The organism is Mesorhizobium sp. P2_B11, from assembly GCF_056404855.1.
The window spans coordinates 527,898-549,682 of record NZ_JBFUDF010000003.1 but is presented as its reverse complement, the minus strand read 5'-3'; the positions used below and the strand labels follow the sequence as shown (position 1 = coordinate 549,682).

Sequence of the window (21,785 nt, the reverse complement as noted above, 5' to 3'; positions counted from 1 at the left end):
CCGATCACCCCCTTTTGTAGTTCCCCGGAACAGGGCTTTATATTACCACTTGCTGAAACGGAAGCGGCCGGGGGGCCACAATGGCGCACATCGTGGTGATCACCCACGAGCATGACCGCTTGCTCGAGCGCAAGATTTTCCGACGCGCGCAAAGCAGCTACATGATCTACGGCATCCTCGGGGAACTGCGCCGGCACGGCCATTCGTGGGAGATCGCCCAGGGGCCATCGAGCCGTGCGAGGGGCGATGCGGCTATTCTTCACGTCGACGCTACGCGGGTCGAACCGGCCTACAGCGAATATGGCCAACGCTTCCCGCTTTGCCTCAATGTCGGTGTAAGCGATATCTCGAAACGTCGTATCAGCGTCGCCAGGGTGATCCAAGGTGACGGCTGGAAAGGCCCGGTCATCGTCAAGGGCGACCTGAACTGCGGCGGCCTGCCGGAAGCACGCATAAACGCTCGCGCCGCGCGGGCGGGAACGCCCGCACCGTTCCCCGACGCCCTGGTGATGAAGGAGTATGAGGTGTTCGAGAGCCCGTCGCTGGTGCCGCCAGCAGCTTTCGATGACCCGGCCCTGCTGGTCGAACGGTTCCTGCCTGAAATCGAGCCGGACGGGTTCGGCCTGCGCTACTGGGTCTTCTGCGGCGACTATGATTTTTGCGGTCGCTTCGTCTCACGCGACCGCATCATCAAGGGCGCGACGGTGTTTCGCAGCGAAATCTGTCCTGTTCCCGACGACCTGCGCCGTCGACGCAAAGAGCTGGGCTTCGACTATGGCAAGTTCGACTTCGCCGTGCATGACGGCAAGACCTACCTGATGGACGCCAACAAGACGCCTGGCAGGATCCCGCTCGACGCCGGGGAAGTCGCGTCCCCGCCGCGCATGGCGGACGCATTGGACCGCCTGATCCGCAACGCATTGTCCTGAAGCCTAGTGAGCGTCGAACATCCAGCTGCGGTCGCGCCACATTTTTTCGCCGACCAGGCAATCGGTCGGCCGGTTCTGCGCCAGCACCACCGGCGGGTGAGCGGCTTCCTCCCGGGCCCATTGCGGTGAAGCAGGGCCGGCCAGTTCCAGCACCAGCTTGCGGCGGATCGCTTCGGGAAACTGCGTCCAGTCATTGACCGGGATCATGAAGGCGCCAGGCCCGCCGATAACGCAGTCGCTGTAGTAGCGGTCGAGATTGTTGACGTCGTAGCCGCCAAACCCGCCGCCGCGCGTCATCAGCGGCAAGCCGTTGATGATGATGCCTTGCTTGACCACCGCATCGCGGGTGATGTCGACGGGCGCGCCCTGATTGTTGGGTCCGTCGCCGGAAATATCGATGACGCGCTTCGTCCCCCGAAAGCCGCTTTCGGCGAAGAGATCGCTGCCGAATTCGAGCGCGCCGGAAATCGAGGTGCGCCGGGCGCTGGCCGGCGGATGAGCGGAAAGCTGCGCCGCAACCCGCTCGGCATCGGCCCGGCTGGCGATCACCGTCCACGGCACGACGACCACCTGCGTGGTCGCTCCCGCCCATTCGACATAGGTGACGGCGACCTTGCCATAGGCGCCATCGGCAATCGCCTGCAGCACATTGTCGTGCGTCAGCGCCGCGGCGTAGCCGTGACGCTGTATTTCGAGTTCGGCCGGCGACATCGACAGCGAGACGTCGACGGCCAGCACCAGCTCGACATCGACCGGCTCGGCGGCATCAACTGCTGACGCCAGCCAGAGCCCCAGCGCCAGCGCGGCGCTGCCCGAGAGGAGATGTCTTGCGCGCGAAAAAGCAGACATGCCGCAAGGTAAGCGAGAATCAGCGGCCGACAAAGCAAAAAGCCCGGCCATGAGCCGGGCTTTGCATTCATACTTCCGCGATTGCAGCTTCCGCTCAACTTCTCGGCTTGAGGTTCTCCGGGTCGTAGAGCGGCTTGTAGCCAATGCCGACGACTTCGACCGGATATGTCTCGGCGAAATACTCGACGTTCAGCTTTCGACCTTGCTGGCAGTAAGCGTGAGGAAGATACGCCAGCGCGATGTTCTTGCCGACGGTCGGGCCGAAGGCGATGGAGGTCGTGTAGGAGCGGCGACCGAGTTCGTCGACCAGCACTTCACCGGTCTCCGGATCCATGACCGGCAGTGTTCCGACCGGGTAGCGCTTCACGCCTGATTTGTCGGTGTTTTCAGTCATGACGAGCGTGCACAGCATGGCGGGCTGGTGCACGCGCGCCTTGTACTCGAGATGCTTGGCCTTGCCGCGAAAATCGACGTCCTTGACCTTCGGGCGGGCAAGGTCCGCCTCGATGAGGTTGTACTGGGTCAGCAGGTCGGCGTTCTGCAGGCGCAAGCTCTTTTCCATGCGGCGCGAATTGGCATAGGTCTCGACACCGAAGGCCATAACGCCGGTCGAGCGCAGCGCATCCCAGACGGCAAGGCCGTCTTCGTATTTCATGTGCAGTTCCCAGCCCTGCTCGCCGACATAGGAGATGCGGAAAGCGGTGACCGGCTTGCCCGCGATCTCGATCTGCTTGATCGCGGCGAAGGCAAAATTCTCGATGTCGAGCCCATCAGGGTCCGCCACCACCTTCTTCAGCGTCTCGCGGGCGTTCGGGCCCCAGATGCCAACGGTGACAAATTTCTCCGAGGTATCGGTGATGGTGACGTCGAGGCCACGATCCTCGGCGACGCGCTTCATGTAGTGGAAGTCGCGCGGGCCGGCATCGGCACCGTTCACCAGGCGGCAGCGGTCGGCCATGCGGAAGACGGTGAAGTCGGCGCGCACCATCCCCTCGTCGTCGAGGAAGTGGGTGTACACGCCCTTGCCGATATTGCCATCGCCGCCGATCTTGGCGGCGCAGAGCCATTCCAGGAGCTCGACATGGTCGGGTCCCTCGATGTCGACCATGTGGAAGTGGCTAAGGTTGACGATGCCGCAATCGTCGCTCATCGCCAGATGCTCGGCGTTGGAGACGCGCCAGAAGTGCCTGGAGTCCCACTCGTTCTCGCGCACCGGCACGCGGTTGCCGTATTTTTCCAGCAGGTGCTCGTTGGCCTTGTAGCCATGCGCGCGCTCCCAGCCGCCGAGTTCCATGAAGTAACCACCGAGCTCGACCTCGCGCTCGTAGAACGGCGAGCGCTTGACGTTGCGGCCGGTGGCATAGGGCTCGCGGGTATGAACGGCCGGGAAATAGATCTTCTGGGCCGCCTCGAAGGTACGGCCTTCGATGAACTTCTCTTCCAGTTGGTGCGGGTAGAAGCGGGCATAGTCGATCGAGTTATGGTCGATCTCGGTGCGGCCGTCGGTCATCCAGTCGGCGATCAGCTTGCCGTAACCGGGGCCGTCCTTGACCCAGATGGCGACGCAGTACCATAGGCCGCGCACCTTCTGGCTTTCGCCGCAAGAGGCGCCACCGGCAGCGGAAACCTGCAGCAGGCCGTTGAAGGAGTGGCTCTCGTTGAAACCGATCTCGCCAAGGATTGGCGTCAGCTCCATGGCGCGCTCGAGCGGCTCCATGATCTGTTCCATGTCAAGGTCGCGCTGCGACGGCGACAGGCGCGCCTCATGTTTTTCCAGGAGCTCGCGCGGGTGGCAGAGGCGCGGGTTGGTCTGCTCGTAGTAGCCCCACTCGATCTGGCCGCCCTCGGTGGTCTTGGGGTCGCCAGTGTCGCGCATATAGGCCGAGTTGCCCTGGTCGCGCAGCAGCGGGAAGCCGATTTCCTTGCCGGTGCCCTCGAACTCGTTGTACGGGCCGAAGAAGGTCAGTGGGTGGTCGACCGGCATGACAGGCAGGTCTTCGCCGACCATTTCGGCGATGAGGCGGCCCCAGATACCGGCGCAGACGACGACATGGTCGGCCATGATGGTGCCGCGATGGGTGACGACGCCCTTGATGCGGCCGCCCTCGACGATCAGCGAAGTGGCCGGCGTGTTGCCGAAGACCTGGAGTTTGCCGGACTTTTCGGCAGCATCGACAAGCTTGCCGGCAACCGTCTGCGAGCGCGGGATGACGAGGCCGGCGTCGGGATCGAACATACCGCCCATCACCTGATCTTCCTCGATCAGCGGGAACATCGCCTTGATCTCGGCGGGCGAGACGTAATGCGCGCGGGTGCCGAACGCCTTGGCGGAGGAAAGCTTGCGCTTGATCTCTTCCATCCAGGTGTCGTCGCCTGATCGCGCGACTTCGAGACCGCCGATGCGGGCGTAGTGACCCATCTTCTCGTAGAAATCGATGGAGTACTGGGTCGTCCAGACCGAGAGATAGTCGTGGCTGGTCGTGTAGCAGAAGTCGGAGGCGTGCGCGGTCGAGCCGATATCGGTCGGGATGCCCGACTTGTCGATGCCGACAATATCGGTCCAGCCGCGTTCGATCAGGTGATGGGCGATCGATGCGCCGACAATACCACCCAGGCCGACGATAACGACCTTCGCCTGTTTCGGAAACTCTGCCATTGCCCGCGACTCCAAAGGAATAAAGCGGGCGGACTATAGGGCGGACCGGCAGGGCTATTGAAGCCTGTTTGCGACATCGGCAAAAAGCCGAGCGACGACGGGGCAGAATGTCTTGGCCGGGCTCAATCAGCCCGGTCTTATCAGGCGCCCAATAGGCCTTGGCTTTGATCCGCGACGAGCCGACGCCTGCGGTTTTCAAAACGCGGCTCAGATGTTGGATCGACTGCGCCTTGCCGGTCAGCACGAAATACGCGCCGGCGGCGGCAAGGGAGGATATTTCGGCGGCAACCGCGCCAAGATGTGCTTCGCCAGCGACACGCGCGACCAGGGTGGCGTCGCTGCAGCGCATGGCCACCGGCGCTTCGATCCAGAGCGTGGCGCTCGACCGGCTATGAACGCGCAGGCAGTTTCGTGACCATGTTCAGGAAGGCGCTCGGGACCTCGCCGGGCCGCTACATGGCCGAACGGCGCGGGCCGGCATTGCCTGGCGACGCGTGAGCGACGCCGGCCTTGAGAAGCTCCTGGAAGACCAGTTGCTTGCCGTCGCGCACGCTGTCTTCCAGCGCCCTCGCCTTCGCCAGATGCGCCGCGATCGCGCTGGCCAGCATGCAGCCCGTCCCGCGCATCGTTACACCAAGGCGCGGCATGTCGAAGCGGACCGGTTCCCTGCCCGGAATCAGCAGGATGTCAGTCGACCTGTTCCCTTTCGCATGCCCGCCCTTGATCAGCAGAGCCTGAGCGCTGGCGGCGGCCAGCAATTCCCGGCCCTGTCTCACGAGGCCGTTCTCATCCGCCGCCGGCTCGGCGCCGACCAGCAGCGCCAGTTCGAGCAGATTTGGCGTGACCAGGCGACAAAGCGGCATCAGATCGCGCTTCATGACAGCGACGGCATCGGCCGCCAGAAGCGCCCGGCCCGACGTGGAAGCCATCACCGGATCGAGCACTGCCGGTATCGATGGATTTTCACGCAGCACGGCGGCGACGGCAGCGGTAATCGGCGCGGTTGCCAGCATGCCGATCTTGATGGCCCCAACTTCATTGGCTTGCAACGCCGCCCGCATTTGATCGGCGACGAGATCGGGTTGCAGATGAAGGATGTCGCTGACAGCGTCGTGGGTCTGCACCGTTACCGCTGTGACGGCAAGGCAGGTGCGCAGACCGACGGAAGATACCGTCTCTATGTCGCGCGCAAGTCCGGCGCCGCCGCTGGAATCCGATCCGCCGACGACAAGCACATGCGGTTCCTGCCTCAGCGCCATCGGTTCGTCTTTTCAATCCATTCCCCGGCGCGCGCTTCGGGATCTGGATTGAGCGTAATGTCCGTGACCACCGCGGCGCTGTCGGCGCCAGCATCGAAAACGCCGCCGAGCCGGTCAGGATTGAGGCCGCCAATGGCGACCAATGGGGTGGGCGCGACCCGGCTCTTCCATTCGCCGATCCGTTCAAGCCCCTGCGGCGCCCATTTCATCTTCTTCAGGATGGTCGGATAGACGGGGCCAAGCGCAATGTAGTCGGGTTTGGCGGCCATCGCCATTTGCAGTTCGGCGTGATCATGCGTGCTCAGTCCGAGCCGTGTGCCTGTCGCGCGTATCTGTGCGAGGTCGGCGGACTGCAGATCCTCCTGGCCGAGATGGACGAAGTCGCAACCCTCCTCGATTGCCAGGCGCCAGTGGTCGTTGATGATGAGTTGGCAGTTGTGTCGGGCGCACAAGGCCTTGGCCTTGCGGATTTCCGCACGCAGCAGGCCCCCGTCCATGTCCTTGATGCGAAGCTGCACCAGCCTGACGCCGAGCGGTATCAGCCGCTCGACCCAGGCAGCGCTGTCGACGATCAGGTAGAAGGGATCGAGCTTCATGAGAAAATCGCCCTGCCGAAGGTCGGCGTCGATGGCATGGCGACATTGCGCGGCTCGAGCAGTCCCGAACCGAAAGCTTCGCGGCCGGCTTCGACTGCCTTGCCGAAGGCGCGCGCCATGCCCACCGGGTCGGCCGCCTTGGCAACCGCGGTGTTCAGGAGCACCGCGTCGAAACCGAGTTCCATCACGGTTGCCGCATGCGACGGCCGTCCAAGCCCCGCATCGACGATCAACGGAACATCGGGGAAATGCGCGCGCATCGAGCGCAGCGCCCCAATGTTGACCGGCCCAAGGGCTGAGCCGATCGGCGCGCACCACGGCATCAGCACCTTGCAGCCCGCCTCGAGCAGACGCTCGGCGACGACAAGGTCATCGGTCGTATAGGGGAACACCGCAAAACCGTCGTCGCCCAGGATGCGCGCGGCCTCGACCAGGCCGAACACGTCAGGCTGCAGCGTATCGTGGTTGCCGATCACTTCGAGCTTGATCCAGGAGGTGCCGAAGACCTCGCGCGCCATCCTGGCCGTCGTGACGGCTTCCTTGGCGGAATGGCAGCCCGCCGTGTTGGGCAGGACTTTCACACCGAGCGAGCCGATCAGGGACCAGAATTTCTCGCCAGCCCTGCCGCCTGCCATCTCGCGCCGCAACGAAACGGTCACCACCGACGTGCCCGATGCCTTGACCGCCTCGGCAAGGATGGCGGGCGAAGGATATTGCGCCGTGCCGAGAAGCAGCCGGGACGACAGTGTTGTTCCGAAAAGCTCGAACATTCTAGCCTCCTTGCATCGGTGAAAGAATTTCGATCCGGTCGCCGTCGCTCAACTGGAACTGCGCCCTGTTGGCTTTGTGGACGATTTCGCTGTTGACGGCGGTCGCCAGCCAGTCGCCTTCATAGTCGAGCGCGGCGAGCAGGCCCGCCAACGTCGTGGTGGCGAACTCAAGCACTTCGCCGTTGACGGTCAGTTTCATGCGCACGCTCCTTGTCGTCATTGAAGACGCGTTCGGCCGCCAGCCGCGCCATAGCGGGCGCGAGAAGAAAGCCATGGCGATACAGTCCGTTGATCGCGACCGCGTTTCCAAAAACCTCGACGCGCGGAAGATTGTCTGAAAAGGCTGGACGAAGACCGGTGCCGGTCTCGATGATGCCAGCCTCGCCGAATGCCGGATGCAGGGCGCAGGCAGAACTGAGCAACTCAATCATCGAACGGACTGAAACCGGTTCTTCGGACCGGCTTTCGATCATCGTCGCGCCGACCATGAAACGCTGGTCGGCGCGTGGCACCAGATAGAGCGGAAAGCGAGGATGAAGCAGCCGGACCGGTCGCGACAGCGAAATGTCAGGCGTACGCAGGATCAGCATCTCGCCGCGAACGCCGCGCAGCCCGTCGTTGACCGCCGCCATTCCCTTGCAATCGATCTGGCGATCGAAACCGGAAAGCTGATCGCCATCGGTGCCGAAGCGGAATTCGACGCCCATGGCTGTGAGCTTTCCATGGAGTGCCACCATCGCCTGGCGCGGGTCGAGATGGGTCTCGCCGGGGAAGAACAGTCCGCGGCGAAAGCGGCCAGCGAGATCCGGCTCGAGAAGCGCTATTTCGTCTTCGTCGACACGCCGGTAGCCCGACGTGCGGCTGGCAAACCGGTCGAGTTCACCTGCATCGCTTGGCGACGCGACGACCAGTGTCCCAGCCCGTGTCACCTGGCCAGGTGTTGCCGCCTCCCACCAGTCGGCCGCGCCGCGTCCAAGGTCCAGAACCGGCTGCTCGGCGCTTTCACGCTCGCACCAGGGCGCCAGCATGCCGCCGGCAAACCACGACGCATTGCCGCCAAGGCTTTGCCTTGTCTCCGCAACGACCACGCTGGCGCCCCGCCCGGCGAGCTCGAAGGCGGCGGTGAGGCCGGCGACGCCGGCCCCTTTGACCAGCACCCTCATCACGGCGCCGGCGCCTCTGCCGGAATTGCCGGTGAGCCGGTCTCATCCGCAGGCATATAGAGGTCGCCTCCGGCACGATATTTCGCCGCCATGGCGGCCATGCCTTCCTTCTGCGCCTCGGCGCGGATGTCGTGAGAGATCCGCATGGAGCAGAATTTCGGCCCGCACATCGAGCAGAAATGTGCCACCTTGTGCGCCTCCTTGGGCAAGGTCTGGTCGTGGAAGGAACGCGCGGTTTCGGGATCGAGCGACAGGTTGAACTGGTCCTCCCAGCGGAACTCGAACCGGGCCCGGGAAAGGGCATCGTCCCTGAGTTTCGCCGCCGGATGGCCCTTGGCCAGATCGGCGGCGTGCGCCGCGATCTTGTAGGTGATCACGCCGATCTTGACGTCGTTGCGGTCCGGCAGGCCGAGATGTTCCTTCGGCGTCACGTAGCAGAGCATGGCGGTGCCGAACCAACCGATCATCGCCGCGCCGATGCCCGACGTGATGTGGTCGTAGCCGGGCGCGATGTCGGTCGTCAGCGGCCCCAGCGTATAGAACGGCGCCTCGCCGCAAACGGCGAGCTGCTTGTCCATATTCTGCTTGATCTTGTGCATCGGCACGTGGCCGGGGCCTTCGATCATCACCTGGCAGTCCTTGGCCCAGGCGATCTGCGTCAGTTCGCCGAGCGTTTCCAGTTCGGCGAATTGCGCGGCATCGTTGGCGTCGGCGATCGAGCCCGGACGAAGGCCGTCGCCGAGCGAGAAGGACACATCGTAGGCGCGGCAGATGTCGCAGATCTCCGCAAAATGCTCGTAGAGGAAGCTTTCGCGGTGGTGGTGCAGGCACCATTTGGCCATGATCGAGCCGCCGCGCGAGACAATGCCGGTGACCCGGTTCACGGTGAGCGGGATGTAGTGCAACCGCACGCCGGCATGGATGGTAAAATAGTCGACGCCCTGCTCGGCCTGCTCGATCAGCGTGTCGCGATAAACCTCCCAGGTCAGGTCTTCGGCGATGCCACCGACCTTTTCGAGCGCCTGATAGAGCGGCACCGTGCCGATCGGCACCGGCGCATTGCGCACGATCCATTCGCGGATGTTGTGGATGTTGCGGCCGGTCGAAAGGTCCATCACCGTGTCGGCGCCCCAGCGGATCGCCCACACCATCTTTTCCACCTCTTCGGCCATCGAGGAGGTGACCGCCGAGTTGCCGATATTGGCGTTGATCTTCACCAGGAAATTGCGGCCGATGATCATCGGCTCGCTTTCAGGATGATTGATGTTGGCAGGGATAATGGCCCGCCCACGCGCCACCTCGTCGCGCACGAACTCCGGGGTGACGAAGTCGGGGATATCAGCGCCAAAACTTTCGCCGTCGCGCTGCAACTGGCCGCGCAGCATCTCGCGGCCGAGATTCTCGCGGATGGCGACGAACTCCATCTCAGGCGTGATGATGCCGGCGCGTGCGTAGGCAAGCTGCGTCACCGCCTTGCCTGCCTTGGCTTTGAGCGGTCGGTTGCGAACCAGAAATTCCGGCGTCAGGCGCTCGCCGGTCGCAAATCCGTTGTCTTCCGGCAGCACATGGCGGCCGTCATAGGCTTCGACGTCGCCACGCGCCGTGATCCATTCGTGGCGATGCCGGGCAAGGCCCTTTTCGATGCTGGTTTCGACAGCCGTATCCGTGTAGGGGCCGGATGGATCGTAGACGGTGACCGGCGGCTCGCCGGCCGTCGGATGAACAGAGATTTCGCGCATCGGCACTGCGATGTGCGGATGCAGGATACCGGGCTTGTGGATCTTGCGGGAGGCAGGCAGCGGTCCCGTCGAAACGGCGGGGGTAAAGGCATTCATTGTGAGGCTCCTTTGCTCGTGCATTGGAGACCCAGTTCTGTGCCGGAAGGATGAAAAGACGCCTTGGTTGCCCTGCTCGAAAACAGGACCTCGGGCATGGAATCCCGCAAAGCGCTTGCACCGTCCCTACGCCAGTATGAACTGGATCAGGTTCAACGGGTCACTGCGCTGCGAAAGCCAGCAGTATCTCAGCCCCTTGTCGGGACCCCCCTGGTGAATGCCTCAAGTTGAGCGGGCTGACGTCGTTTTGTCAAGCACCCTCGGCCGGCTCAGGCGAAGGCCCAGATGTCCTCGGCCTGGAAACCGACCTGGTAGCCCGCGGTCTTCAGCTTGACCACGACCTGGCCGATCTCGGCTGCCGGCAGTGCGCCGACCTCGACCTTGATCATGCCGGGACGGTAGCGGTTGAGGTCGAGCTGTTCGAAGACGATCCAGTCGGCGCCCTCGCAATCGACCAGGAAGGCGTCGATATGGGTTACGCCGTTGCGGTCGAGCAGCGTCTGCAGCGTTTCCGACGGCACCTCGATGTCCCTGAGATGCGGCGCGAACTTGTTGAAATTGGCGTCGGCCTCGCCCCAGGCGTTCTTGCCCGACATCAGATTGGTGTCGGTGACCGACGAGCAGCCGATGAACTCGATCGGCAGCGTGCCGGCCTCGAGTGCGGCGGCATCGAAAGTGTGCACGGTGATCGTACCCTTGGTTTTCGTCACCGCCACCGGCTCGATGATAAAGCGTTCCGTGTCGGGGTAATTGGCGCGCAGCCGTTTCTGATTGTACGGGATCGGCTCGACCAGCACGGCCCGCGCCCGCGGGATGCGATGCAGCCATGGCGTGACGTCGTCGAACAGCGCGCCATCGCAGGCGCCGACATTGACCATCTGGAACGGTTGCCCGCCGCCAAACCGCGCCTTCAGCGCCGCCTTGGCCAGGAATTTGGTACCATGCAGCGCCGGCCCGCGGTCGAGCAGACCGGCGGGCAGACCGAGCGAAAGGGCAATGCGCGCCAGACCGGATACAGAACTCATGGCTTATCTCCGGGAAGGGCGTGCAAGTCGATGGGCCGCCTCAGGTTTGCCGACGCCCACAGCGCCATGACCGGACCCACCAGCAGCAGGAAGGGCGGCAGAAGGTTGGGAAAATAGATGCGGGTGTCATGGATCGGAAAGACGGTGAACTTCGCCAGCACGCCGAGCACCAGTGCGGCCAGCAGGATGCCGGCGCGGCGATCGAGCCGGAAGCCGGCACGGGCCAGCGCAAACCACCCGGCCAGCGCCAGCACCGAGACGCCGACCCAGCTGTTGAGCCCAATGGCGCGAAGGACGGACGCGGCGAACGCCTTGAGATAGGCGGCGACCGAAAATGGCGGCTCGAAGCCATCCATATTGTAGTGCTGTTCGATGCTGGAGAACCACAGATGCGGCCACCAGCCGGGATGCTGGGCCCAGTGCGAGATGGCGAAATAGGCAACGAAGGACGCGGCAAAGCCGGCCAGCGCGCCCCATGCCCGCTGCCGGAAAACCACCAGCAGCACCGCGAAAATGGCAAGGAAAACAATATTGTCCGGCCGCGCCATGAAGGCGAGGAAGAGCAGGATAGCGGTTGCCGCCTCGCGGCCGCGCACATAGGCAAGCAGACCGCCGAGGAACAGCGAAGAACACAACAGATCCGGCGTCGAGGCGCGTGCCGCATCGCCGAAATCGGCCATGATCAGCACCGCGCCAGCCACCGGAGCCAACGCCAGCGCGCCCTCGGTTCGAAGCCACAGAAGCGTGATCATCCCGAACAGCAGCACCGAGACGACCTGCAGCAGCCGCATCGCCTCGACCGGCGACATCACCGCGCTCATCGTCGACAGGACCTCGGCGTAGAGGAACTTGATCCGGTACATGCCGAGCAGCGAGTGGAAGTCGGCGGCATTTTGCGCCATGTGGCTACGAAAGCCGCCGCCATCGTCGGTCAGCGCCTTGTAGTCGGCGGCCGACACGCCGGCCTGAACCGTGCTGTAGGCATAGTCATGCAGCGCCTGCGCATCGGGATAAGCGCCCTCCTCGGCAATGGCGAGATAGGGCAGCATGTCCCAATTGGTGTCGGGCATCGTCCAGGCGGCAAAGGCCGTGACCAGGATGTAGAGCGAAAACGCGATCGCGCCGATCGGCGCTGCCCATCGCGCATAAGTCCCCTCGCCCCACGCCAGAACGGCTGCGGTCAGCCGGTCGAGTGTGTTTTGCGCGGCGGGGGGCTTGCTCAGCATTGTCAGGCTCAGGACTTAGCGGACTTGGCTTTTGACGAAATCCTTCACGATCGACACGATGCCCCGCGACAGCAGGCTGTCGAAGGCATCGACGAAACGGTCGACATGCTCGCGCTGGCAGATCAGCGGCGGCTCGAGGCGGATGACGTTGCGATTGTATTCGGTGAAGGCGACGAGCATGTCATAGTCGCGCAGCAACAGCGCGCCGACGAAGCCCGACAGCGAGCCCTTCAGCTTGTCGTCGAGCACGCTGACGATCGGCCGCAGCACCATCGGCAAGGTCTGCGAGAAGTCGTGGAACTCGAGCCCGACCATGAAGCCTTTGCCGCGCACGTCCTTGATGATCTTCGGATATTTTTCCTTCAGCGCCTGCAGCCGCTGCAGCAGGTACTCGCCGGTCGAGGCGGCATTGTCGATCAGCCCCTCGTCATAGAGCACGTTGATGCCTTCGATCGCGGTGACGCAGGCCTCGCCCATGCCGCCGAAGGTGGCCATGGCGTGGATCATGGCCGTCTTCGGCGTGCCATAGGCCTTCATGTAGACCTCGCGCCGCGCGATCATCGCGCCGACCGCCGCCTTGCCGGCGCCGAGCGATTTGGCGAGCGCCGTCACATCGGGCACCACGCCGTAGTGTTCGAAGGCATAGAAGCGGCCGGAACGGCCGTAGCCGCACTGCACTTCATCGGCCACCCACAGCACGCCATACTGGTCGCACAGCGCACGCAGCTTCTGCCAGTATTCGGCAGGCGCCTGGATGATGCCGCCGCCACCCTGGATGGTTTCGAGCACGATGACGCCGACCTCCGGGTCGGAGCGGAACAGGCGCTCGACCGCTTCGATGTCGGCGAAGGGAATGCGCACCGTGTTCTCAGCCATCTTGAAATCGGCACGGTAGAGCTGGCCGTCGGTGATGCCCAGCACACCCTTGGTCTTGCCGTGGAAGGAATTCTCGGCATAGACGATTTTTGGCCGCTTCGGGCCGGCGGCGCGCTCGGCGAGCTTGACCGCCGCTTCCATTGCTTCCGACCCGGACGAGCCCAGAAACACCATGTCGAGATCGCCGGGCGAGCATTTGGCGATGTTGTGCGCCAGCGCTGCCGCATATTGCGACATGAAGGCGATGGCGATCTCCTGGCGCTTTTCTTCCTGGAATTTCTTCCGCGCCTCGAGAATGCGCGGATGGTTGTGGCCAAAGGCCAGCGAACCGAAGCCGCCGAAGAAGTCGAGAATCTTGCGGCCGTTCTGGTCGATGTAGAACATGCCCTCGGCGCGTTCGATCTTGATCTTGTGGAAGCCGAGCAGCTTCATGAAATGCAGCTGGCCCGGGTTGAGATGCGCCTTGAACAGGTCGGTCATGCGGGCGACATCCATCGACTTCGCCTGCTCGACGCTGATCAGTTCGGGCTTGGCAACAGTGGTGGGCGACAGCGCCGGCGCGCTGACCATGGTGCGTGCGTTCGTCTGCTCAGGCTTGGCCATGACGGTCATCTCGGAGTTCTCCTGGTCGTCCCATTCTATTCGGCAGGGACATGATTGGCGCGGACGGCAAGGCCGTCCTTCTTGGCGCGGTATTCGCTGTAGGCGGCGATCAGCATGTCCTCGTCGCGATATTGCGGCACCCAGCCGAGCTGCCGCTCGGCCTTGGACACATCGAGCACRCACTCCTCATCGGCGATCAGATATTGTTCGGGATCCATGATCGGCATGTTCATGAGATCGAGCAGGTCGAGCGTGCGCTTGACCGCCCAGCCCGGCGTCGGGATCAGCAGCGATTTCGAGCCGGCATGCTTGATCAGGTCGCCGAGCAATTTCCTGACCGGCGGCGGATTGAGCGAGCCGAGATTATAGGCCTCATTGGGCACGCCGGCCCTCCAGGCCGCGCGAGCGGCCTCGGCGCAGTCGAACACCGAGATGAACTGATATGGGTTCTTGCCCGAACCGATCATCGGCACCGGAAGGTTCCAGTCGATCAGCTTGAACAGTTTTTCCAATATGCCGAGACGGCCGGGGCCGATGATCAGGCGCGGCCGAAACAGCGAGATCGACATGCCGCGCTTGCGCCATTCGGCGGCGAGCTCCTCGGTCTTCTGCTTCGACCAGCCATATTCGCCTAGCGGCGCGACCGGATGCTCCTCGGTCATCGGCTGGGTTACCGTGTGGCCGTAGATCATGTCGGTGGTGTAGTGGACCAGCTTCGGCGCGCCAGCCTTGTCCATCGCCTGCATGATGTGTTCGGTGCCGTGGAAATTCACCGGGAAGAAGAAATCGTGGCGCTTGGCACGCACCTGGATCGGCGACAGCATCTTGGCCGACAGATTGTAGACCATGTCGTCGGCCTTCAATCCGACTTTGGCCACCGATGCCGGATCTGTCACATCGCAGGTGACGAAGCGGACCGAACGGTAGTGCGGCAGGTCGCTCTTGACGATGTCGGCAACGACAACCTCTTCACCGTCGGCCACAAGCTTCGGGGCAAGATGACGGCCGACGAAGCCGTCACCGCCGAAAATCACATGTCTCATTGGACGATCCCGCTGCTGCTTGTCTTGTCGGGGCTGATGGAAGCCGTCTGGTCCTCATGCCCGCGCCCACTTTGCGCGATCAGCACGGTGCCGACGCAGATGAAGGCGATGCCGGCGATACGCCAGGCGTTGAGGTCCTCGCGGAAGATAAAATAGGCGAAGATCGCCACCGCGACATAGGCAAGGCTGAGGAACGGATAGGCAAAGCTGAGCTCGACCTTGGACAGCACATAGAGATGCGAGGCCATCGAAATGACGAAGGTGCACAGGCCGAGGAACACCCAAGGGCTGAAGACGATCTGCAGGAGCTTCAGAAGCGGGTTGGTGCCTTCGAACGAAATCGGGCCGAGCGACATCATGCCTTGCTTCAGCATCAGCTGCGCCGCGGCATTGGTCATGACTGTGAACAGAATGAAGACGATATATTTCATGTTTTCCACCCGCCGCTCGCGACGGTCCTACCGCTAATCTGCAAACATTTCGTGAAGTCACGACAATGTTTGAGTAAACCATCGAACTTTCGGTCTATTGCCACGATTTATTCAAATTGTACCTATTCCGCTGCCTCGACGCGTCCCCTTGGCATCTCCAGTTTTTTCGCCGTCCGCAGCCAGAAACTGGACATGAACGCCGGATCGCGCAGCGCTTCCAGCCGCTGCCAATCCGGGAAGGAGGCGGCGAAAGTCTCCGCGCTCATGCGCGCATCCTTGTAGGGATTGACCGCGCCGCCGGCTGCGACCGTGATGCGGTCGAGTTCGCCAAGCAGTGCCAGTGTCCTGCCGCCGCGATTGGGGAAATCGAGCGTCAGTGTGAAGCCGGGCCGCGGAAATGACAGCAGACCCGGCGAGCGGATCGACCCGAAGCGCTTGAGCACGGTGAGGAAAGAGCCCTGCCCCGCCCGACGCGCCGCGTCGAGCAGCGCCGGCACGGTCTGGCGTGCGGCATGTTCCGGGACCACGCTCTGGTGCTGGTAGAGACCTTTGGGGCCATAGAGCCGGTTCCAGTCACCGACGCCGTCCAGCGGAAAGAAGAAGCCCTGATAGCCGGTTTGGTGCGGTTCTGCCGAGCGCCCTTTCTTCCACCGATAGGCGGCGTTGAAGGCCGTCAGGAACGGCCGGTTGAGGACGTTGAATGGCGGCTGGACCGGCACCGAAAGGCGGGAGCCGGCGCGCGACGCCGCATGCGAGCCGTGCTCGGCGTGATTGCCCGACAACAACAGGCCGCGTCCGCGGCCATGGCCGCCGGCAAGCTGGTCGATCCAGGCCACGGCATATTCATTGTCCTGGTCGGCGGCCTCGGCCAATTCGAAGAATTCACCGAGATCGGCAAACCGCGTCGCCGTCTCAACGATGTCGAGCGAAGGCACCCGCATCAACCGGATCGAGGCCGACAGGATCAGGCCGGTCAGCCCCATGCCGCCGATCGTTGCCGCAAACAGCCGGGCGTTGTCGGTTGCCGAGCAGGTGTAGGTGCGCCCGTCCGAACGCAGCAGCGTCAGCGATTCGACATGGCAGCCGAAGGTGCCGCGCCGATGATGGTTCTTGCCGTGGACGTCGTTAGCGATGGCGCCGCCAAGGGTGACGAACTGTGTGCCTGGAACCACCGCCGGAAAGAAGCCGTGGGGTGCGACGTGCGCAATGATGTCGGACAGCAGCACGCCGGCTTCCGCTTCGAGCAGGCCGGTCTCGGCATTGAAGGCGCCGATACGGTTCAGCGGCCGCATGTCGACGACCGCACCCGCCTCGTTCTGGCAGGAATCGCCGTAGGAGCGACCGTTGCCGTAGGCGAGCAGGCTGTTTGCCTTCGCCTTGCCGCTCTTCATCAGCTCGACAGCCGTATCGGCGGCGATGGTTCGCTTTGCAGCCGGCGTGGCGCGGCCGAAACTCTGGAACCGTTCGCCAGCCATCCTCTACCAGCCTCCGACGACCAGCAGAGCTGCGCCGATAGCCACGATGATCTGGCTGCGCCAGTCGCGGATGATGAAGACGACCGGATCGTCGTTCATCTCGTCGCGGCGCGCCAGGATCCAGACGCGCATCGTCAAATACAGCACGATCGGCGCCAGCGGCCAGACCAGCCAGGGATGCGGATAGAGTTCGCGCACGGCGGCGCTGTCCATGTAGAGCGCCAGCACCAGCGCCGAGGAGAAGGCCGACGCCATGCCGGCCTGGGCGACGATGTCCTGGTCTTCGATGCGGTAGCCGCGGCCGGCAATGCGCTCGCCCACCGGAATGGCTGTGGTGCGCAGTTCGACATAGCGCTTCACCAGAGCCAGCGACAGGAAGAAGAAAATCGAGAAGGCGAGCAGCCAGAACGAGACCTCGACGCCGGTCGCCGCAGCGCCCGCCAGCACGCGCACCGTGTAGAGGCCGGCCAGCGTCAGCACGTCGACCAGAAGCATGCGCTTGAACGACAGCGAATAGGCTGTCGTCACCACAATGTASCCGGCGAGCACACCCAGGAACTCGATCGGCAACAGCAGCCCCGCGGCAACACCGATCGCCAGCAGCGCGGCCATCGCGCCGAGACCGAAGGGGATCGACAGCGCGCCGCTGGCGAATGGCCGGTTGCGTTTGGTCGGGTGCTTGCGGTCGAGCGCAAGGTCGAAGAAATCGTTGAGGATGTAGATGGCGGAAGCCACCGCGCTGAAGGAGACGAACGCCAGCAGGCATTGCCAGATCATGTTGGTGTTGAAGTATTCGTGCGACAGCACCATTGGCACCGCGATCAGCGAATTCTTCAGCCACTGATGCATCCGCAGCATCTTGACGAATGTCTTCAATGTCCTTTTCGGCGCCGGCAGCACTTCGGCGCTATGCGTGGCCTGCCAGCGCTTCGCATGGCGGTCCGGCGCCACGACGATGGCCTCGCGCGCGGCATCGAATACCTTGAGATCGTGACGGCTGTTGCCGGCATAGTCGAACCCGCCATCGCCATAGGCGGCGATGAGCGCGTCGCGCTTGCGGCCCGAGGTCATGTTGTGCGGACCGTCGGTCGCCAGCACATAGTCGAAGATGCCCAGATGGGCGGCGATCGCCTCGGCGAACTTGCGTGGCGTACCTGTCGCCAGCACGATCTTGCGGCCGTCGGCATGCTCGGCGCGCATGCGCTGCAGCAGCGCTTCGCGATAGGGCAGCGAGGCCGGATCGATGTCGATGCGGTCGGCGATGGCTTGCTTCAGCCGCGCCGGGCCGGCGGCAAGCCAGAACGGAACCAGGAAGATATAGAGCGGATTCTTCTTGAGAAGGATGAACAGGCCTTCCCACAAAAGGTCGGTCGCAATCAGCGTGCCGTCGAGGTCGACCGCAAGCGGGATTGCGTTCTTGTCCGACCGCGCATCCATGTCTGTCCTGTCCTGCTCATAAACCCGTCGCGCCGTGTTTCGGCGTCTTCGCAAGGGTATAGCGGCGGAACGGCGTAGTGAACGTTAAAACGCCTGGTTGCAGCCGGTAGACACGACGATATTTCCCGCGTCATTGTTAAGCAATTGCTACCACGAACAATAAAAGGCCGGGCAATTGCCCGGCCTCTACAAGAGCTACCGCTAATGTTACTTGATGCGGGCGACGCCGCCCGAAATTTCGACCGTTTCCGAGCCGGTCAGGGCCTCGAGGTCACCATTGGGCAAGGTGACGAAACAGCCGTTGGGGCAGAATTCCACGGTCTCGCCGGCGGCCAGCGCCAGCTCCGTCTTGCCGCCGCCTTCCGTCACGATCAGCGTACGGGTCTCAGCGTCCTTGTTGACCGCGCTGGCGGCAAAGGCCGAGCCACTCGCTGCGGTAAGAGCGATGGCGACGACGAGCGACTTCCACATTTTGCAATATCGGTGTTTCCACACCGCCTCTGTTGCATTTCGCAAGGCATTATCGCCTTTGCATGTGAGCTTATATGAGATGCAAGCTGAACCGCAACTGAATGCCGCATTCATGCCGCAATTGGTTTGGGAGCGCATGGACAGATGAACCGCAACGAGCCTTACCCCTACCCGCTGCACACCAACCGTGAGCTGGCGATGATGCTTGCCGGGGAAAAGCCCTTCGCAATGTTCGCCCACGAGCGCGTCGACGGAGATGAAAAGTCCGACGTCCTGGCCAACCAGGATTTCGCAACACATGTTGCAAATGGAACGCTCTCCGAACACGTCAGGACCTTCCAGGCAAAGGGCCCGAACGGAACCGAGCTCGACATCGACTACTATTTTTATGCCCGCCTGGGCGAAGAATGGCGAGTAGAGGCGTCTTGCCTGCTTATCGAGCTTTTGCACCGCGGCGCCTGGTGCCCGCAGCTGGAATGGCTGCAGGGAAAGCTCCTCGGATACAGCGACGAGCAGAACCGATATCACCTGTCGCGAACTTACCCCGCCGACAGGCTCGATCAGCTGGACCGCAGCCTTGGCTGGAGCCGGCCCTAGCTGGGGTCGGGTTTGCGCGCCTTGCGGCCCGATTTCGCCAGGCGCGCCTTCTCGGCCGCCGCTTCGGCCTCCGCCTGCTCCTTCTCGGCGAATTCGACTTCGATCTTGTCGTCGTCGAGCGGCCATGCCTCGGTCTGCTTGACCTTGATTTCGGCGCGTGGCGTCGAAGGGATCTCGATATGCTCGCTCTCGAAAGCATCGAGCACGGCAAAGCGGATATCGTTCTGCACGATGGCGCCGTTCAGCACATCGGCCAGGAACACGCGGATCTCGAACTCGAGCGCCGCCGGCCCGAAATTGGTGAACAGCACGAACGGTTCCGGGTTCTTCAGCACCAGCGGATGGCTGCGTGCGATCTCCAGAAGGATGGCATGCACCCGCTTGACGTCGCTGCCATAAGCGACGCCGACCTTGATCTCCACACGGCCGAGCTTGTTGCGGTGCGTCCAGTTGCCGACGGCGTTGTTGATCAGGTTCGAGTTGGGCAGGATCACCGATTGCCGCTGGAAGGTCTCGATCTCGGTGGCGCGCACGCTGATCTTCTTGACCGTGCCTGAGGTGTCGCCGGCGACGATCCAGTCACCGACCTTGAATGGCCGTTCGGCGAGCAGGATCAGGCCGGACACGAAGTTGGAGACGACATTCTGCAGGCCAAAACCGATACCCAGTGAAAGCGCGCCGGCAACCAGCGCCAGGTTGGAAAGATCGATGCCCGCCGCCGAGATGCCGACGAGGCCGGCGATGGCGACGCCGGCATAACCGACTGCCAGCCGGATCGAGTTGCGCACGCCGGTGTCGACCTTGCCGCGCGCCATCACCGAGCCGTCGAGCCAGCCCTGGAACCAGCGGGTCAGGAAATACCCGATGATGAAGACGATGATGCCGCTGAGGATGCCGGTGACCGAAATCGTCACCGAGCCGATGGTGATGCCTGTCGCCAGCTTGTAGCCCCAGGCCTGGATGTCACCGGGCTGGAACCCCCACATCAACAGGATCAGGGGCAGGAACACCAGCACGATCATCAGATTGATGGCGACGCTGACCACCAGGCCGAGTTGGTCTAGCGCAGTATCCTCATAGCTGGAGTTGGTCTTCAGCCAGCGCCCGATCGAGGTGCCGGCGAAACCGCCTTCCTCGCCGATCTCGCGCGCCGACAGGAAGCCGATATAGGCGGTGAGCAGGATGGTGCCGGTGACCACGACCTGCAGCGAGACGAAGATGGCGAGGCCGATATAGCCGAACAAGGCCGCCATGATGGTGAACAGACCGAGCGCGACACAGGTATAGCGCAGCCAGACCGGCCACGGGCGCCAGCTGCCGTCGGCTCGCTTGTACGGCCTCAGCAACGCCATCAGGATCAGGATGACGCCGACGATGACAGTGGCGACAAAACTTCTGGCGATCGTCAGCGACAAGGGCGAGCCCATCTTGTCGTTGACGATCGACAGGAAGTTATTGACGCCGATGACGACCGCCATGGCCGTCGTCAGCCGCACCAGCCAGCGCGCCGGGCCGGTCTCGACCTGGATCAGGCGCCAGTTCGGCATCCGTGGCTCCAGTGCAGCATTGGTCAGGCGGTTGACGCAGAACACTATGGCGATGACGGCGGCCAACGCATTTAGGAAGACGCCGATGTCGCCGCGCAGCACATTGTAATAATTGTAGAGAAAGACCGTCGAGGCGAGGAAGGCGCTGACCGCCAGCGTCGGCAGCAAGGTCGACCAGAAAGCCACCGACAGGCGGCTGAGATAAGTCGGATCCTCGACCGAAGGATCGGCTTCGAAGATACGCCCGAACAGACGGCGTCCCCCCACGAGAAGCACCGCCGCCAGCCCCAGCGACATGAAAGTCGCGGCAAGCATCGCCTGGAACTTGAACTTGAAGGCAAAGCTCAGCCACGACGATACCGCCCTGAAAAGGTTGGTGTATTCGTCCCTTGCGTCGGAGAACACCTGCGAGCTCAGCGCCTCGGACAGTGCGTAGCGCTTGGTCAAAAAGTTGCGGAACTGCTCGCTGCGCATATTGCCGATCTTGTCGATCAGCCCGCTGATGCGGATCGACAGGTTCTGAGCGCTGGCGACGACCGCGTTGATCTCGGCCTTTTCCGATGCCAGCGCCTGGCGCTCGCCGGTCACGATGTCGGGCTCCTGCGGCTGGCCCGCAGCCGGCGGCGGACCCAGCACTTCGATGCGATTGTTGATGTCGGTGAGCCGCGAACGGAACGCCAGCGCACTGGTCAGTGCCGCCCGCGACAGATCCTCCAGCTGCAGACGGATATCGACGAGGGAGGCATCGTCCTGGCCGTCCTGCTGTAATTTCTTCTCGAGATCGTCGGTCTTGGCGGTCAGGCCCTGGATGACCTTCTGCTGGTCGGTGACCAATCCGGCAGCACCCTGGCCCAGCGCCTGGGCCAACGCGTCGACAGACGGCGCGGACACGACCAGCGCTAGGATCAGGAGCAGGCGGAGCAGGCGAAAAAACATAGTGCTAGCGACTCAATCGCGCGGCAAAGGCCGCTTCTAGAGCGATCCTTGATAAAGACGC

Annotated in this window: 19 protein-coding genes, 1 pseudogene and 1 riboswitch; of the genes and pseudogenes, 3 read left to right on the top strand and 17 right to left on the bottom strand. The window is 63.2% G+C overall.

What is annotated here, in order from left to right; translation table 11 throughout:
- The first annotated feature begins 80 nt into the window (after positions 1 to 80).
- Positions 81 to 929: a hypothetical protein gene (locus tag AC1DYJ_RS11200; protein WP_477280761.1), complete on the top strand. Its 849-nt coding sequence runs from the start codon at positions 81 to 83 to the stop codon at positions 927 to 929.
- Between the two features lie 3 nt (positions 930 to 932).
- Here the strand turns inward: AC1DYJ_RS11200 and AC1DYJ_RS11195 are convergent, their stop codons facing one another.
- Together AC1DYJ_RS11195 and AC1DYJ_RS11190 are read right to left on the bottom strand one after the other, a co-directional pair.
- Positions 933 to 1,778, bottom strand: coding sequence for a DUF1194 domain-containing protein (locus AC1DYJ_RS11195; RefSeq protein ID WP_477280759.1), 846 nt, complete (start codon positions 1,776 to 1,778; stop codon positions 933 to 935).
- 94 nt (positions 1,779 to 1,872) lie between these two features.
- Positions 1,873 to 4,434: a GcvT family protein gene (locus AC1DYJ_RS11190; RefSeq protein WP_477426067.1), complete on the bottom strand. Its 2,562-nt coding sequence runs from the start codon at positions 4,432 to 4,434 to the stop codon at positions 1,873 to 1,875.
- Positions 4,435 to 4,781: 347 nt separating this feature from the next.
- Here AC1DYJ_RS11190 and AC1DYJ_RS11185 point away from each other — a divergent pair.
- A pseudogene (locus AC1DYJ_RS11185) lies at positions 4,782 to 4,932 on the top strand (helix-turn-helix domain-containing protein); the annotation flags it as partial.
- On the opposite strand, the gene AC1DYJ_RS11180 reads toward AC1DYJ_RS11185, so the two are convergent.
- The 14 genes from AC1DYJ_RS11180 to AC1DYJ_RS11115 all read right to left on the bottom strand — a co-directional run bounded on the left by AC1DYJ_RS11180 (position 4,887) and on the right by AC1DYJ_RS11115 (position 18,644).
- On the bottom strand, positions 4,887 to 5,693 hold the full coding sequence (locus AC1DYJ_RS11180; RefSeq protein WP_477280756.1) for a hydroxymethylpyrimidine/phosphomethylpyrimidine kinase: 807 nt from the start codon (positions 5,691 to 5,693) through the stop codon (positions 4,887 to 4,889). The pseudogene AC1DYJ_RS11185 and the gene AC1DYJ_RS11180 overlap by 46 nt on opposite strands.
- Positions 5,684 to 6,289, bottom strand: a complete 606-nt coding sequence (locus tag AC1DYJ_RS11175) for a thiamine phosphate synthase (protein WP_477280754.1) — start codon at positions 6,287 to 6,289, stop codon at positions 5,684 to 5,686. Before AC1DYJ_RS11175 ends, AC1DYJ_RS11180 begins: the two co-directional genes overlap by 10 nt.
- Positions 6,286 to 7,059 (bottom strand): thiazole synthase, encoded by a 774-nt coding sequence (locus AC1DYJ_RS11170; RefSeq protein ID WP_477280752.1) that lies wholly within the window; start codon positions 7,057 to 7,059, stop codon positions 6,286 to 6,288. Before AC1DYJ_RS11170 ends, AC1DYJ_RS11175 begins: the two co-directional genes overlap by 4 nt.
- 1 nt (position 7,060) lies before the next feature.
- The gene (gene thiS / locus AC1DYJ_RS11165; RefSeq protein ID WP_477280750.1) at positions 7,061 to 7,258 is read right to left on the bottom strand and encodes a sulfur carrier protein ThiS; all 198 of its coding nucleotides are present in this window, start codon (positions 7,256 to 7,258) and stop codon (positions 7,061 to 7,063) included.
- Positions 7,227 to 8,222, bottom strand: a complete 996-nt coding sequence (thiO, locus tag AC1DYJ_RS11160) for a glycine oxidase ThiO (protein ID WP_477281723.1) — start codon at positions 8,220 to 8,222, stop codon at positions 7,227 to 7,229. The genes thiS and thiO overlap by 32 nt, the downstream gene beginning before the upstream one ends.
- Entirely contained in the window at positions 8,222 to 10,057 is a 1,836-nt protein-coding gene (gene thiC, locus AC1DYJ_RS11155) for a phosphomethylpyrimidine synthase ThiC (RefSeq protein WP_477280748.1), read from the bottom strand. Before thiC ends, thiO begins: the two co-directional genes overlap by 1 nt.
- Positions 10,058 to 10,162: 105 nt before the next feature.
- Positions 10,163 to 10,279, bottom strand: a riboswitch (TPP riboswitch).
- Positions 10,280 to 10,326: 47 nt separating this feature from the next.
- The gene (locus tag AC1DYJ_RS11150; protein WP_477280746.1) at positions 10,327 to 11,082 is read right to left on the bottom strand and encodes an FkbM family methyltransferase; all 756 of its coding nucleotides are present in this window, start codon (positions 11,080 to 11,082) and stop codon (positions 10,327 to 10,329) included.
- Positions 11,079 to 12,308, bottom strand: coding sequence for a hypothetical protein (locus tag AC1DYJ_RS11145; protein WP_477280745.1), 1,230 nt, complete (start codon positions 12,306 to 12,308; stop codon positions 11,079 to 11,081). Before AC1DYJ_RS11145 ends, AC1DYJ_RS11150 begins: the two co-directional genes overlap by 4 nt.
- A gap of 15 nt (positions 12,309 to 12,323) precedes the next feature.
- Positions 12,324 to 13,754 (bottom strand): aspartate aminotransferase family protein, encoded by a 1,431-nt coding sequence (locus AC1DYJ_RS11140; RefSeq protein ID WP_477281721.1) that lies wholly within the window; start codon positions 13,752 to 13,754, stop codon positions 12,324 to 12,326.
- 68 nt (positions 13,755 to 13,822) lie between these two features.
- Positions 13,823 to 14,830, bottom strand: coding sequence for an NAD-dependent epimerase/dehydratase family protein (locus tag AC1DYJ_RS11135; protein WP_477280743.1), 1,008 nt, complete (start codon positions 14,828 to 14,830; stop codon positions 13,823 to 13,825).
- Positions 14,827 to 15,261, bottom strand: coding sequence for an EamA family transporter (locus AC1DYJ_RS11130; protein ID WP_454587856.1), 435 nt, complete (start codon positions 15,259 to 15,261; stop codon positions 14,827 to 14,829). Before AC1DYJ_RS11130 ends, AC1DYJ_RS11135 begins: the two co-directional genes overlap by 4 nt.
- Positions 15,262 to 15,383: 122 nt before the next feature.
- Positions 15,384 to 16,736, bottom strand: a complete 1,353-nt coding sequence (locus AC1DYJ_RS11125; protein ID WP_477280741.1) for an FAD-binding oxidoreductase — start codon at positions 16,734 to 16,736, stop codon at positions 15,384 to 15,386.
- 3 nt (positions 16,737 to 16,739) lie between these two features.
- The gene (locus AC1DYJ_RS11120) at positions 16,740 to 18,173 is read right to left on the bottom strand and encodes a UbiA family prenyltransferase (RefSeq protein ID WP_477280739.1); all 1,434 of its coding nucleotides are present in this window, start codon (positions 18,171 to 18,173) and stop codon (positions 16,740 to 16,742) included.
- 207 nt (positions 18,174 to 18,380) lie between these two features.
- On the bottom strand, positions 18,381 to 18,644 hold the full coding sequence (locus AC1DYJ_RS11115; protein WP_023670370.1) for a hypothetical protein: 264 nt from the start codon (positions 18,642 to 18,644) through the stop codon (positions 18,381 to 18,383).
- 144 nt (positions 18,645 to 18,788) lie between these two features.
- Between AC1DYJ_RS11115 and AC1DYJ_RS11110 the strand changes: the two genes are divergently transcribed.
- Positions 18,789 to 19,241: a hypothetical protein gene (locus AC1DYJ_RS11110; protein WP_477280737.1), complete on the top strand. Its 453-nt coding sequence runs from the start codon at positions 18,789 to 18,791 to the stop codon at positions 19,239 to 19,241.
- Here AC1DYJ_RS11110 and AC1DYJ_RS11105 read toward each other — a convergent pair.
- Positions 19,238 to 21,724, bottom strand: a complete 2,487-nt coding sequence (locus AC1DYJ_RS11105) for a mechanosensitive ion channel family protein (RefSeq protein WP_477280736.1) — start codon at positions 21,722 to 21,724, stop codon at positions 19,238 to 19,240. The genes AC1DYJ_RS11110 and AC1DYJ_RS11105 overlap by 4 nt on opposite strands.
- Positions 21,725 to 21,785 lie beyond the last annotated feature (61 nt).